The 12,796-nt window shown below is 71.2% G+C and carries 14 protein-coding genes; 9 read left to right on the top strand and 5 right to left on the bottom strand.

What is annotated here, in order from left to right; genetic code table 11:
- The first annotated feature begins 2 nt into the window (after nt 1-2).
- The 5 genes from L0P92_RS35310 to thpD all read left to right on the top strand — a co-directional run bounded on the left by L0P92_RS35310 (nt 3) and on the right by thpD (nt 3,961).
- A complete protein-coding gene (locus L0P92_RS35310; protein ID WP_234767136.1) occupies nt 3-494 on the top strand; it encodes a DinB family protein in 492 nt (163 codons plus the stop codon).
- Between the two features lie 306 nt (nt 495-800).
- Nucleotides 801-1,307 (top strand): diaminobutyrate acetyltransferase, encoded by a 507-nt coding sequence (gene ectA / locus L0P92_RS35305; protein ID WP_234767135.1) that lies wholly within the window; start codon nt 801-803, stop codon nt 1,305-1,307.
- Between the two features lie 55 nt (nt 1,308-1,362).
- Complete coding sequence (ectB, locus tag L0P92_RS35300) at nt 1,363-2,634, top strand: diaminobutyrate--2-oxoglutarate transaminase (RefSeq protein WP_048583630.1); 1,272 nt, start codon at nt 1,363-1,365, stop codon at nt 2,632-2,634.
- 28 nt (nt 2,635-2,662) lie between these two features.
- On the top strand, nt 2,663-3,067 hold the full coding sequence (locus tag L0P92_RS35295; protein WP_234767134.1) for an ectoine synthase: 405 nt from the start codon (nt 2,663-2,665) through the stop codon (nt 3,065-3,067).
- A 15-nt stretch (nt 3,068-3,082) separates the two neighbouring features.
- Entirely contained in the window at nt 3,083-3,961 is an 879-nt protein-coding gene (gene thpD, locus L0P92_RS35290; RefSeq protein ID WP_234767138.1) for an ectoine hydroxylase, read from the top strand.
- Between the two features lie 269 nt (nt 3,962-4,230).
- Here the strand turns inward: thpD and L0P92_RS35285 are convergent, their stop codons facing one another.
- The 5 genes from L0P92_RS35285 to L0P92_RS35265 all read right to left on the bottom strand — a co-directional run bounded on the left by L0P92_RS35285 (nt 4,231) and on the right by L0P92_RS35265 (nt 9,019).
- On the bottom strand, nt 4,231-5,283 hold the full coding sequence (locus L0P92_RS35285; RefSeq protein ID WP_234767133.1) for an aminotransferase class V-fold PLP-dependent enzyme: 1,053 nt from the start codon (nt 5,281-5,283) through the stop codon (nt 4,231-4,233).
- Nucleotides 5,284-5,390: 107 nt separating this feature from the next.
- On the bottom strand, nt 5,391-6,107 hold the full coding sequence (locus L0P92_RS35280; protein ID WP_234767132.1) for a DsbA family oxidoreductase: 717 nt from the start codon (nt 6,105-6,107) through the stop codon (nt 5,391-5,393).
- A gap of 73 nt (nt 6,108-6,180) precedes the next feature.
- Nucleotides 6,181-6,684, bottom strand: coding sequence for a GNAT family N-acetyltransferase (locus L0P92_RS35275; RefSeq protein ID WP_234767131.1), 504 nt, complete (start codon nt 6,682-6,684; stop codon nt 6,181-6,183).
- A gap of 49 nt (nt 6,685-6,733) precedes the next feature.
- Nucleotides 6,734-7,342, bottom strand: coding sequence for a DUF1349 domain-containing protein (locus tag L0P92_RS35270; RefSeq protein ID WP_234767130.1), 609 nt, complete (start codon nt 7,340-7,342; stop codon nt 6,734-6,736).
- Nucleotides 7,343-7,489: 147 nt separating this feature from the next.
- Nucleotides 7,490-9,019: an aldehyde dehydrogenase (NADP(+)) gene (locus tag L0P92_RS35265; protein WP_308289792.1), complete on the bottom strand. Its 1,530-nt coding sequence runs from the start codon at nt 9,017-9,019 to the stop codon at nt 7,490-7,492.
- 132 nt (nt 9,020-9,151) lie between these two features.
- Between L0P92_RS35265 and L0P92_RS35260 the strand changes: the two genes are divergently transcribed.
- The 4 genes from L0P92_RS35260 to L0P92_RS35245 all read left to right on the top strand — a co-directional run.
- Nucleotides 9,152-9,925 (top strand): IclR family transcriptional regulator, encoded by a 774-nt coding sequence (locus L0P92_RS35260; RefSeq protein WP_031477319.1) that lies wholly within the window; start codon nt 9,152-9,154, stop codon nt 9,923-9,925.
- Between the two features lie 20 nt (nt 9,926-9,945).
- Nucleotides 9,946-10,416: a GNAT family N-acetyltransferase gene (locus tag L0P92_RS35255; RefSeq protein ID WP_234767129.1), complete on the top strand. Its 471-nt coding sequence runs from the start codon at nt 9,946-9,948 to the stop codon at nt 10,414-10,416.
- 80 nt (nt 10,417-10,496) lie between these two features.
- The gene (locus tag L0P92_RS35250) at nt 10,497-11,498 is read left to right on the top strand and encodes a hypothetical protein (RefSeq protein WP_234767128.1); all 1,002 of its coding nucleotides are present in this window, start codon (nt 10,497-10,499) and stop codon (nt 11,496-11,498) included.
- Nucleotides 11,495-12,796 (top strand): sensor histidine kinase (locus L0P92_RS35245; RefSeq protein ID WP_234767127.1); only part of this gene is annotated, 1,302 nt, incomplete at its 3' end. The genes L0P92_RS35250 and L0P92_RS35245, both read left to right, overlap by 4 nt.

The following is a 12,796-nucleotide window of genomic DNA, read 5'->3' as shown; positions in this document are numbered from 1 at the left end:
CCATCCCCCTCATGACCGGCCCCGAGCGCCCCATGCTGGAGAGCTGGCTGGACTTTCACCGCGCCACGTTGGAGATGAAGTGCGCGGGCCTGGACGACACGCAGGCGCGGCGCGCCTCGGCCGAGCCGTCGGGGCTGACCCTGCTCGGCCTGGTGCAGCACCTCGCGGAGTGCGAGCGGAACTGGTTCCAGCGGGTGGCGGGCGGGCTGGACGTACCGCCGGTGTACGGGACGGACAACGAGAGCGGATACGCCCTCGACGCCGAACGCGGGATGGGCGAGGCGCTCGACGTGTGGCGGCGGGAGATCGCGCGGGGCCGGCAGGTGTGCGGCACACGGTCCCTGGACAGCGCGGGGCGGATCGAGGACGGGCCGATGGCAGGGGTCGACGTCAGTCTGCGGTGGGTGCTCATTCATATGATCGAGGAGTACGCGCGGCACAACGGCCACGCCGATATTCTGCGAGAACGCATCGACGGTGTAACCGGAGCCTGAATTCAACGTAATTCCATGAATTCTTTCCAGGGCAGCTTCCCATCTTCTTCTGCCCGCTTTCTCCAGCCTTAAACGCAAAGATTTCGCGAACGCCATCCGTACCAATTCGGGCAGGTCTCGTAAGAGTTACATGCCTGTGACGCGTTCCACATCCTGACCGTTTTGTGGTGGATTTAAGGGACGAAGCCGGGCACTTCACCCCGCTGAGGCGCCAGCCCTCACGCCCGCGTGATAACACACCCACCGCTCATACGTAACCCCACACGGCCATGCAATTTCGAATTTCCCTCGGTAAATTCAATCCGCATGACTGCCGCACAAGCAGACCTGCAAATCGACCGTCCGGCGGTGGCCGACGGGGCCGCGCTGTGGCGCATTGCCAGAGACTCCAAGGCCCTCGACCTCAACTCGTCGTACAGCTATCTGCTGTGGTGCCGCGACTTCGCCGGCACGTCGGCCGTCGCCCGCGACGAGCGCGGGGAGCCGGTCGGCTTCGTCACCGGATACATACGGCCGGAGCGACCGCGGACCCTGCTCGTCTGGCAGGTGGCCGTGGACGACGCCTATCGCGGACGCGGCATCGCCGCCGCGCTGCTCGACGGGCTCGCCGCACGCGTCGGTGGCGAGTACGGCATCAGGAACGTCGAGACCACCATCACACCCGGCAACATCGCCTCCGAGCGCCTGTTCGAGGCCTTCGCCGCGCGGCACGGTGCCGCTCTGGAGCGCGAGGTGCTGTTCGCCACCAGCCTGTTCCCCGACGGGCCGCACGACCCCGAGGTCCTGTACCGCATCGGTCCCCTCTCCTTCTGAACCACCTGCTGACGACCAGCACGCACTCCCCCACGCAAACGAGGAGCGATTCGTCGTGACCATCACCCAGCCCGACCTCAGCGTCTTCGAGACCCTGGAGTCCGAGGTGCGCAGCTACTGCCGCGGCTGGCCCACCGTCTTCGACCGTGCTCGGGGCAGCCGTATGTACGACGAGGACGGCCACGAGTACCTGGACTTCTTCGCCGGCGCCGGCTCGCTGAACTACGGCCACAACAACCCCGTCCTGAAACGGGCGTTGATCGACTACCTGGAGCGGGACGGCGTCACGCACGGGCTCGACATGTCCACGAGCGCCAAGCGGGCCTTCCTCCAGACCTTCCAGGACCTGGTGCTGCGGCCGCGTGACCTGCCGTACAAGGTCATGTTCCCGGGCCCGACCGGGACCAACGCCGTCGAGTCGGCGCTGAAGCTGGCCCGGAAGGTCAAGGGGCGCGAGGCCATCGTGTCCTTCACCAACGCGTTCCACGGGATGTCCCTGGGCTCGCTCGCCGTCACGGGCAACGCCTTCAAGCGGGCCGGCGCGGGCATTCCGCTGGTGCACGGCACGCCCATGCCGTTCGACAACTACTTCGACGGCACGGTCGAGGACTTCCTGTGGTTCGAGCGGCTGCTGGAGGACCAGGGCTCGGGCCTCAACAAGCCCGCCGCCGTGATCGTGGAGACCGTGCAGGGCGAGGGTGGCATCAACGTCGCCCGCCCGGAGTGGCTGCGCGCGCTCGCCGAGCTGTGCGAGCGGCAGGACATGCTGCTCATCGTCGACGACATCCAGATGGGGTGCGGACGTACCGGTGCCTTCTTCTCGTTCGAGGAGGCCGGCATCACCCCCGACATCGTCACCGTGTCGAAGTCGATCAGCGGGTACGGACTGCCCATGTCCCTGTGCCTGTTCAAGCCCGAGCTGGACATCTGGGAGCCGGGCGAGCACAACGGCACCTTCCGCGGCAACAACCCCGCCTTCGTCACCGCCACCGCCGCCCTGGAGGCGTACTGGGCGGACGGATCCGCGATGGAGAAGCAGACCCGCAAACGCGGTGAGCAGATCGAGCAGGCGCTGATCTCCATCACCGAGGAGAACCTGGCCGACGTCAAGGAGTACCGCGGGCGCGGGCTCGTGTGGGGCCTGGAGTTCCACGACAAGGAGCGCGCCGGACGGGTCGCCCACCGAGCTTTCGAACTCGGGCTGCTCATCGAGACGTCGGGCCCCGAGAGCGAGGTCGTGAAGCTGCTTCCGGCACTCACGATCACCCCGGAGGAGCTGGACGAGGGACTGAGCGTCCTCGCCCGCTCCGTCCGGGAAACCATCTGAAACACCACCTAGGAGGCATCGCAGCACCGTGATCGTCCGTTCGTTCAAGGACATCGAAGGAACCGACCGCCATGTGAAGTCGGCGTCGGGCACCTGGGAGAGCAAACGCATCGTCCTCGCCAAGGAGCGGGTCGGCTTCTCGCTCCACGAGACGATCCTGTACGCGGGTACGGAGACGTCGATGTGGTACGCGAACCACATCGAGGCCGTCGTCTGCGTCGAGGGCGAGGCCGAGCTGACCGACCACGAGACCGGGCGGACGCACCTGATCACGCCCGGGACCATGTACCTCCTGGACGGCCACGAGAGGCACACGCTGCGGGTGAAGGAGGACTTCCGCTGCATCTGTGTCTTCAACCCGCCGGTGACCGGCCGGGAGGACCACGACGTGAACGGCGTCTACCCGCTGCTCACCGAGCCCGAGGAGGTGTGAGACATCGTGACGACGATGACTGACCTGTACCCCAGCCGCGGCGCCACCGAGGTGTCGACCCCGCGCCAGGACCCCGTCGTGTGGGGCTCCCCCGACACGCCGGGCCCGATCTCGACCACCGGCCTGCAGTCCTTCGAGCGCGACGGCTTCCTCGCCATCGACCAGCTCATCACCGAGGACGAGGTCGCGGTCTACGCGCAGGAGCTGGAGCGGCTGGTCACGGACCCGGCAATCCGGATGGACGAGCGGTCGATCATCGAGCCGAAGTCCAAGGAGATCCGGTCCGTCTTCGAGGTGCACCGGATCAGCGAGGTGTTCGCGAACCTGGTGCGTGACGAGCGGGTCGTGGGCCGGGCACGGCAGATCCTCGGTTCGGACGTGTACGTCCACCAGTCGCGGATCAACGTCAAGCCGGGCTTCGGGGCGAGCGGCTTCTACTGGCACTCGGACTTCGAGACCTGGCACGCCGAGGACGGTCTGCCCAACATGCGGACGGTGTCCGTCTCGATCGCGCTGACCGAGAACTACGACACCAACGGCGGGCTGATGATCATGCCCGGCTCGCACCGGACCTTCCTCGGGTGTGCGGGGGCCACGCCGAAGGACAACTACAAGAAGTCCCTCCAGATGCAGGACGCGGGCACGCCCTCGGACGAGGCGCTGACCAAGATGGCCTCCGAGTACGGCATCAAGCTCTTCACGGGCAAGGCCGGTTCGGCGACCTGGTTCGACTGCAACTGCATGCACGGCTCCGGCGACAACATCACGCCGTTCCCGCGCAGCAACGTGTTCATCGTGTTCAACAGCGTGGAGAACGCGGCCGTGGAGCCGTTCGCGGCTCCGGTACGGCGTCCGGAGTTCATCGGCGCGCGGGACTTCACGCCGGTGAGGTGACGCTGCGCTGGCTGGGCCGGGCGCCTTGGAGCTCGGGGGGCGCGGGTTGTGTGGCGGGTGCCGCTGTGTTGTGGCTGCTCGCGCCGTTCCCCGCGCCCCTTCGGCGGCTGCGCCGCCCAGGCCGCCCGACAGCTCGGGGGGCGCGGGTTGTGTGGCGAGTGCCGCTGCGTTGTGGCTGCTCGCGCCCGCGCGGCGGAGCCGCATATCGATACAGCCCCGCGCCCCTTCGGCGGCTGCGCCGCCCCAGGGGGCGCGCCGCCAGTGGTTCCTCAGGAGGACAGGACGGCCAGCAGGCGGTCGACGTCGGTCGGTGTGTTGTAGAGGTGGAAGGCCGCGCGCAGGTTGCCTGCGCGGTTGGAGACCTCGATGCCGGCGGCGCTCAGGTCGGGCTGGCGGTGGCCGAGGCCGGGGACGGAGACGATCGCCGAGCCGGGTGCGGGGAGCGGGTCGTGGCCGAGGGCGGTGAGGCCCTCGCGGAAGCGGTCGGCGAGGGCGAGGTCGTGGGCCTGGATGGCGGGGACGCCGAGTTCCTCGATGAGCTCCAGGGAGGCGCGCAGCCCGGCGTGGCTGAAGAGGCTGGGGCTGATGTCGAAGCGCCGTGCGGAGTGGGCGAGTTCCTGGACGGGGCCGTAGCAGCTGTCCCAGGGGGCCTCCCCGGCGACCCAGCCGGCGAGCAGCGGGGTCAGTCCGCCGAAGTCCTCGGGGACGACGCAGAACGCGGCCCCGTGCGGACCCAGCAGCCACTTGAAGCCGACGGCGGCGACGAAGTCGTGCTCACCGGCCTCCAGCGGCAGCCAGCCGACCGACTGGGAGGCGTCGACGTAGGTGCGGGCCCCGTGCGCCTCGGCCGCCGCGCGCACGGCGGGCAGGTCGGCGATCCGGCCGTCCGCGGACTGCGCGGCGCTGACCGCGACGAGGGTGGTGCCCTGGCGGACGGACTCGGCGAGGCGCTCCAGCGGGACGGCGCGCACCTTGAGGTCGCCGCGCATGTGGAAGGGGTTCACGAGGGAGGCGAAGTCGGCCTCGGCGGTGAGGACTTCGGCGCCGGCCGGTAGCGAGGCGGCGATCAGCCCGCCGTACTCGGCGACCGAGGCCCCGGTCGCGACCCGTTCGACGGGCACGCCGGCCAGCCGGGCGAAGGAGGCGCGCACGGCCTCCACGTCCTCGTACAGGGGGCCGAGCGGCGTGCCCTCGGCCCGCATCCGCACGGCCCGGTCCAGGGCGGCGACGGTGCGGGCCGGCAGCAGGCCGTTGCTCGCGGTGTTGAGATAGACGTTCTTCGGGGTGAACTCGGCACGGACCAGGCTCTCGAAGGTCTCCATGGCTCCACTCTGAGCCCTGAACACCTATCGGTCCATTGCGATTCTTTACGTGGTTCAGCTAAGCAACGCTTATAGATCCGCCCCGACCTGCGGGTTCGCTCAGCGACTCAGCGCTGCGGCACCGCGCACCCGTCGGGCCCGCACGCGTCCGCGTCACCCTGGTCGACGATCTGAAGCGGCGACCGGTCGCCCCACGCCTGCGTCAGCGCCTGGGTGAAGACCTCGGCGGGCTGCGCGCCGGAGACGCCGAACCTGCGGTCGAGCACGAAGAACGGCACACCGTTGGCACCGAGCTCGGCGGCCTCGCGTTCGTCGGCGCGGACGTCGTCGGCGTAGGCGTCCGGGTCGGCGAGGACCTTGCGGACGTCGTCGGCGTCAAGTCCGGCGGCGACGGCCAGCTCCACGAGCCGCTCGTCGCCCTCGGCGAACACGGACCGCTCCTCGGCGAAGTTCGCCCGGTAGAAGGCCTGGATCAGCGCGTCCTGCCGGCCCTGCTCCTTGGCCAGGTGCAGCAGCCGGTGCATGTCGAAGGTGTTGCCGTGGTCGCGGCCCTCGGTGCGGTAGTCGAGGCCCTCCGCTGCGGCCTGCGCGCCGAGGTTCTCCTCACCGGCCTGGGCCTGCGCCGCGCTCATGCCGTACTTCTTGGTGAGCATGGTGATGACGGGCTGGATGTCGCCCTTGGCGCGTCCGGGGTCCAGCTCGAAGGAGCGGTGCACCACCTCGACCTGGTCGCGGTGCGGGAAGGCGTCGAGCGCCTTCTCGAAGCGGGCCTTGCCCACGTAGCACCAGGGGCAGGCGATGTCGCTCCAGATCTCGACGCGCATGTCTGTGGCTCTCTCCAGTCGTACGGTTCGGAGACTCCCTCCGCTTAGTGCGTGAACCTTCAATCAGCCGACTTCATTCCCCGGTGACGGAGAAGCGCAGAAAGAGGTGGTGGTCGCCCTCGGCGGGCGGGTTCTCCGGGTCCGGGACCCAGCCCTGACGGGCGTAGAAGCCCTGGGCGCGCCGGTTGTCGACATGCACGTCCAGCACGGCCGTCCGCTTGCCGTCGGCCCGCCACTCCTCGACGCAGGCCGCGTGCAGGGCCGTACCGACACCGCCGCGCCAGTGGTCGGGGTCGACGTGGAACTGGAACAACTTCACCGTGTCACCGGGGGCGCCCTCCGGAGTGCGGAAGGAGGCCAGCCCGATGATCCGTCCCTCCTCGACGACGCACAGCACATGCCCGTCCGGCCGCGCGACGGCGTTCCGCCAGGCGGCGTGCCAGTCGGTGCCGTCCTGCGGGATCCCGTCGGGGTAGTACGTCGCCCGGGCGCGGGCGTGCAGCGCGACGACGTCCTCGACCTCGGCGGGCACGACGGTGCGAATCACACGGTTCGCGGTCATCCGGTCACTGATCATGCAACGGAGGACGTGCCTCCGGGCGCCCGCGGTTCCGACCGCGGCTCGCTCAGCTTCCGTCTCGCAGGTCCTTCGGCCAGTCGGGCCTGAACTCCAGGTGGTCGTACGTCACGACGCACCCCTCGCCCATCGGCGACTGGGTCATGAAGCCGACGAGCGCGGCGTCGGTCTCCTTCTCCTCCCCCAGGGTGAAGAGCCGGACGAAGGTCCAGTGCTCACCGTCGCGGGAGGCGTGGAAGGCGAAGGCCCGCCCGGTGCGGCTCACCCGCAGCCAGACCGAACTCCCCTCCACGGTGAAGGAGTTGGCGTCGTCGGAGTGCCCCCGGGTGACCACCGTGCAGACGGTGGGCACGTCCGGGGAGTACTCCAGACACAGCTTGGCCCAGGCCCGCTCCCCGACATGGACGTAGAGCACCCCGGCGTCGAAGGCGGCCGCGAACCCCACGGTGACGCGGGCGATCAGCTGGAAGTCCCCCTCGGGCGCACCCAGCAGTCGCGGCGCGTCCGAGGCAGGGTCGAGCCCCTCCCCGGTGGGCGGCACGAACCGGTCCTGCCGGGGACCGGCCCATCCGGAGAGGATGCCGTCCTCGTAGGCCCAGTGACCGTCGGGGCCGTATGTGCGGAGGGGAAAAGGCAGTTCGGGAAGTTCCACGTCCATCGCCATAGTCTCTCAGTCGAACGAGCGGCGTGCCTTTGGAGCGCCGGGATCGGCAACGCCCTAAGGGGCGCGGGGAACTGCGCGACCAGCCACAGACAACCGGCACCCCGCAGCGAACCCGCACCCCTTCGGCGAATCCCGCAGTCTCTACCGCTCGAGACGCCCGTTGAACCGCCGCGGCAGCCCCAGCGGATTCTCGTCCCGCAGCTCCGGCGGCAGCAGCGCCTCAGGCGCCCCCTGATACGCGACCGGCCGCATCCACCGCTCGATCGCCGTACCGCCCACCGACGTGGACGTCGAGGTCGTCGCCGGGTAAGGCCCACCGTGATGCTGCGCCGCCGCGACGGCGACCCCCGTCGGCCAGCCGTTCACCAGCACGCGCCCGGCCAGCGGCGTCAGCTCCGCGAGGATCCGCGCGCCACGCCCCTCGCCCGCCGCCTCCTCGGCCGACAGATGGACCGTCGCCGTGAGGTTGCCGGGCAGCCGGGACAGCACGGCCTGGGCCTGCGCGTCGTCGTCGTAGCGGACCACGACGGTCACCGGACCGAAGCACTCCTCCAGCAGCAGGTCGTAGGCGCCCTCGCTGGCCAGCTTCTCGGCGGCGACCGTCAGGAAGCCGGCGCTGACGGTGTGCTCGCCGCCGGCGCCCGGCGTCACCGGGGTCTCCACGTCGGGCAGCTCGGCACGCTCGGCGACCCCGGCGATGAAGTTGTCCCGCATGCGGTGGTCGAGGAGGACACCGGAGTCGGTGTCGCTGACGGCGTCCGTGAGCGACTTGACCAGGCCGTCGCCCGCGGCGCCGGACGGCACCAGCACCAGGCCCGGCTTCACGCAGAACTGGCCGACGCCCAGCGTCATGGACCCGGCCAGCCCGGCGCCGATCGCCTCGGCGCGCTCGGCGGCGGCGGCCTCGGTGATCACGACCGGGTTCAGGGAGCCCAGCTCGCCGTGGAACGGGATCGGCACCGGCCGTGCGGCCGCCGCGTCGAAGAGGGCGCGGCCGCCCCGGATCGAGCCGGTGAAGCCGGCCGCGGTGACCAGCGGGTGCTTGATCAGCTCGATGCCGGCCTCGAAGCCGTGGACGAGGCCGATGACGCCCTCGGGGATGCCGTGCTCGGCGGCGGCCCGGCGCAGGACGGCCGCGACCAGCTCGGACAGGGCCGGGTGGTCGGGGTGGGCCTTGACGACGACCGGGCAGCCCGCGCCGAGCGCGCTCGCGGTGTCGCCGCCGGCGACGGAGAAGGCGAAGGGGAAGTTGGACGCCGAGTAGACGGCGACGACACCGAGGGACACCTTGTAGCGGCGCAGGTCCGGGATCGGCGGGGTCGCGGTGTCGTCGGGGTGGTTGATGACCACGTCGAGGAAGGCGCCCTCGTCGACGATGTCGGCGAAGGCCCGCAGCTGGTAGCAGGTGCGGGCGAGTTCGCCGGTGAGGCGGACCGGGCCGAGCGCGGTCTCGGCGTCGGCGGCCTCGACGAGCTGGTCCTTGGCCGCCTGGAGCTTGTCGGCGGCGGTGCGCAGGAAGGCCGCGCGGACCGTGCGGTCGGCGAGGGCGCCGCGCGCGTCGTGCGCGGCGCGGACGGCGGCGTCCACCTCCTGGGCTGTGGCCTCCACCGCAACCTGTTCACGCTGCTTCCCGGTTCGGGGGTCGACACTCCAGACTGGTGCTGCTGCCACCGCGGGTCCCTCCACACATGTATTGCCGCAGTACGGGGTCATCCACCAGGGTCGTTCGATATACTGAACGCTGTCTCTGATGATGAATATGCTGTGGAGACTATTTCCCGGCCAACGAAGGGGTCAAGGGCGATGTCGGCTGGCGAGACGGGCGGCGGGGCGCAGGTCAAGTCCGCGGTACGGACGGTTGAACTGCTGGAATACTTCGCCGGACGCCCCGGCATGCACTCCCTCGCGTCGGTCCAGGAGGCCGTCGGATACCCCAAGTCCAGTCTCTACATGTTGCTGCGCACGCTCGTCGAGCTGGGCTGGGTGGAGACGGACGCGACGGGCACGCGGTACGGCATCGGCGTCCGGGCGCTGCTGGTCGGCACCTCCTACATCGACGGCGACGAGGTGGTCGCGGCGGCCCGCCCGACCCTGGACCGCCTGTCGGACGACACCACGGAGACCATCCACCTGGCCCGGCTCGACGGCACGAACGTCGTCTACCTGGCCACCCGCCAGTCCCAGCACTACCTGCGGCCCTTCACCCGGGTCGGCCGCCGCCTCCCGGCGCACTCCACCTCCCTCGGCAAGGCGCTGTTGAGCACCTACTCGGACGAACAGGTCCGCAAGATGCTCCCGGAGACGCTGCCCGCGCTGACCGAGAACACGATCACCGACCGCGAGAAGCTGATCGAGGAGCTCCACCAGGTCCGCGAGCAGGGCTTCGCCGTGGACCGCGAGGAGAACACGCTGGGGCTGCGCTGCTTCGGCGTCGCGATCCCGTACCGCACCCCGGCCCGCGACGCGATCAGCTGCTCGGTCCCGGTGGCCCGGCTGACCCCGGCCCACGAGCAGATGGTGAAGGACGCGCTGTTCGACGCGCGCGACCGGCTGACACTGGCGACCCGGAGGCTCTGAACTCCCTAGGCTCTTCCTCCATGGATGTGGAACTGCGCGAGGTGCACGACAGCGATCTGCCGGTCTTCTACCGGCAGTGGAACGACCCGGAGGCCCTGCGCATGGCGGCCTTCACGCCCAAGGACCCGGCCGACCGGGACGCCTTCGACGAGCACTGGAAGCGGATCCGGGCATCGGCGGACGTCCTGCGCACGATCCTGGCCGACGGCGACGTGGTGGGCAGCGCGGCCGTGTACGGGGAGCCGGGCGAGCGTGAGGTGACGTACTGGGTGGACCGCGCGTACTGGGGGCGCGGCATCGCGACGGCCGCCCTGCGCGGGCTGCTCGTCGAGGTCCCCGAACGCCCGCTGTACGCGCGTGCGGCGGCGGACAACGAGGGCTCGCTGCGGGTGCTGCACAAGTGCGGGTTCCGGGTGACCGCGCAGGCCAGGGGCTTCGCGAACGCGCGGGGCGAGGAGATCGACGAGGTCGTGCTGCATCTGGAGGGGTGAGGGCCTCTCCCCCGTACGGCGGAGACGGATCATCGTCGTGCAGGAGGTGCCGACCGGCGCGCTCGCGGGAGCGTGGCCGTATGACGCAGACACTCGCCCACGCCCCGGAGACCGACCACACCGTCGGCCTCGGCAGGTCCCGTCGCGCCCTGCGGGCCGTCGCCGTCGTCTCCTGCGTGCCGTATCTCTCGCTCAAGGCCGCCTGGATCGCGGGGAGTCGGGTCGGCATCCCGGACGGCAGCTCCCTGCTGGAGCACCGGGCGACCATGGCCGTGGCCAACGGCGTCACCGTGCTCATGGACGCGTCCGTCATCGTGCTGGCGCTGGTGCTGACCCGGCCGTGGGGGCTGCGCGCGCCCGCGTGGCTGCTCGGCCTCCCCGCGTGGGTGGCCACCGGGCTGCTCGCGCCGATCATGGCCGGGTTTCCGCTCCAGGTGCTGGTCGACGTGCTCGGCGGCTCCACGAACACCACCGCTGCCGACGGTGAACCCTTCCTCGACGCCTGGGTCTTCGGGGTCGTCTACACCGGGTTCATCGTGCAGGGACTCACCCTGGGCGCCCTGTTCGTGCTGTACGCCCGCGACCGCTGGGGCCGGTTGTGGGCAGGGCGGGTCTGGGAGCTTCCGGTCGGTCTGATCGGGGCGGCCCAGCGTGCCGTCGCCGTCGCGGCGGCCGGCTGTGCGCTGCCGCCGCTGCTGACCCATCTGCTGTGGGCGTGCGGTGGCACGGTGGGACTCGACGAGAGTCAAGTCACCGGCCGCACCAGTGGCTTCCACGTCATGGAGGCCCTGTCCGTGGTGTTCCTCGCCATGGCCGTCGGCGGCGGTCTCCTCCTGGCGTTCCGGCGTGGCCGCGCGCTGCCCGTCCTGGTGCCGCTGGGTCTGGTCTGGGTCGGCTCGGCCGCCACGTTCTGCTGGGCGGCCTGGCTGTCGCTGGCCCCGCTCACCGACGTCGCCGACGGCCCGACACCGCTGCTGAACCTCACCTACGCTGGCCAGATGATCGTCGGCATCCTCGTCGCCTGCCTCGGCGTCCACTTCCTCGCGGAGCGCGACGCGAGCCGGAAACGTCGTACGGCGTGAGCGGGTTCAGCGGGGCCGGCCGGTTCGGCGAGTACGGCCGGTTCCTGTTCGGGCGGCGGGCGCGGCGGCGCTGGATCCATCTGATCCTCGGCGGCGCGCTCGCCATGCCGTACGTCTTCGTCGGCCAGCTCGTCGTCGGTCCCGCCACCGACTCCCGGTACGTGTTCAATGATCTGACCCTGCAACTGCTCTCGTTCGCCGTCGGGTTGCCCTTGGCCGCGCTCACCGCCGCCCTGTTCCCGCTGACCCGGTCGTTGGAGGCGGGTGCGGTGCGGTCGCTGTGCGGGGTCGACGCGGGGCTGCTCGCCCACGGTCCCGCCCGGACGCGGGCGGCGAAAGGGCGGGCGGCGGCCTGGTTCACTCTGCATCTGGGGTTCGGCGGGATCATCTCGGGGATGTCGCTGGCGGTGCCGCCGTTCGCGGGCTTCCTCACCGCGCTGCCGCTGATCGTCTGGGTGGCTGGGGCCGAGGCCGTCGAACTGCCTGAGCCCCTGGACCGGCCCTGGGTGTGGGCGTGTGCGCCGGTCGCGGGGGTGGCGACGCTGGTCGCGCTCGCCGGCTGCGCGGCCGTCGCCGGGGCGCTGCTCGCCCGCTGGGCGCCCGCGTTGCTCGGCCCGACGCCCGAGGACCGGCTCGCGGCGGCCGAGGCGCGCGCCGCCGACCTCGCGGTGCGCAACCGGCTCGCGCGCGAGCTGCACGACTCCGTCGGCCACGCCCTGAGCGCCGTCACGCTCCAGGCGAGCGCGGCCCGCAGAGTCCTCGACAGCGACCCGGAGTTCGTCCGCGAGGCGCTCGCCGCGATCGAGGACACGACCCGGCGTACGGTCGGTGAACTCGACGCCGTCCTGGGCGTGCTGCGGGACGGCGACGCTCCCGGTACGGCGCCCGCGCCCACCCTCGCCGCCGACCTCGCCGGCCTGCTGCGCCGCACCCGCGCGGCCGGACTGCGGGTGACGGCGAGGATCGACGCCGACCCCGGGGCCCTGCCGCCCGTCCTGTCCCGCGAGGCCTACCGCATCGTGCAGGAGGGGTTGAGCAACGCCCTCAAGCACGCCGGTGACCGGACGAGCGTGGCCCTGCGGATCGAGGTCGCCGACGAGCACCTGGAGATCACCGTCGAGAACCCCCTGACCGCCCCTGCGGCCGACGCCCCCGGCCCCCCCGCCCCCCCCCGGCGGGGGGGGGGGGGGGGGGGGTGGGGGGTGGGCGGGGGGGGGGGGGGGGGGGGGGGGGGGGGCGGCGGGGGGGGGCGGGGCGGGGGGGCGGGGGGGGGGGGGCGCGGGGGGCGGGGGGCGGGG

Source organism: Streptomyces muensis (genome assembly GCF_021474425.1).
GTDB lineage: Bacteria > Actinomycetota > Actinomycetes > Streptomycetales > Streptomycetaceae > Streptomyces > Streptomyces muensis.
Note: the sequence above shows the minus strand (reverse complement) of the source record. Positions and strands in the feature narration are given on the sequence as shown.

What these genes read in the sequence shown, in the direction of transcription:
- ectA (WP_234767135.1), top strand. Translation starts at nt 801, where the DNA reads ATGACTGCCGCACAAGCAGACCTGCAAATCGACCGTCCGGCGGTGGCC.
- L0P92_RS35250 (WP_234767128.1), top strand. Translation starts at nt 10,497, where the DNA reads ATGACGCAGACACTCGCCCACGCCCCGGAGACCGACCACACCGTCGGC.
- L0P92_RS35270 (WP_234767130.1), bottom strand. Translation starts at nt 7,342, where the DNA reads ATGGACGTGGAACTTCCCGAACTGCCTTTTCCCCTCCGCACATACGGC.
- L0P92_RS35275 (WP_234767131.1), bottom strand. Translation starts at nt 6,684, where the DNA reads ATGATCAGTGACCGGATGACCGCGAACCGTGTGATTCGCACCGTCGTG.
- L0P92_RS35285 (WP_234767133.1), bottom strand. Translation starts at nt 5,283, where the DNA reads ATGGAGACCTTCGAGAGCCTGGTCCGTGCCGAGTTCACCCCGAAGAAC.
- L0P92_RS35255 (WP_234767129.1), top strand. Translation starts at nt 9,946, where the DNA reads ATGGATGTGGAACTGCGCGAGGTGCACGACAGCGATCTGCCGGTCTTC.
- L0P92_RS35280 (WP_234767132.1), bottom strand. Translation starts at nt 6,107, where the DNA reads ATGCGCGTCGAGATCTGGAGCGACATCGCCTGCCCCTGGTGCTACGTG.
- thpD (WP_234767138.1), top strand. Translation starts at nt 3,083, where the DNA reads ATGACTGACCTGTACCCCAGCCGCGGCGCCACCGAGGTGTCGACCCCG.
- L0P92_RS35260 (WP_031477319.1), top strand. Translation starts at nt 9,152, where the DNA reads ATGTCGGCTGGCGAGACGGGCGGCGGGGCGCAGGTCAAGTCCGCGGTA.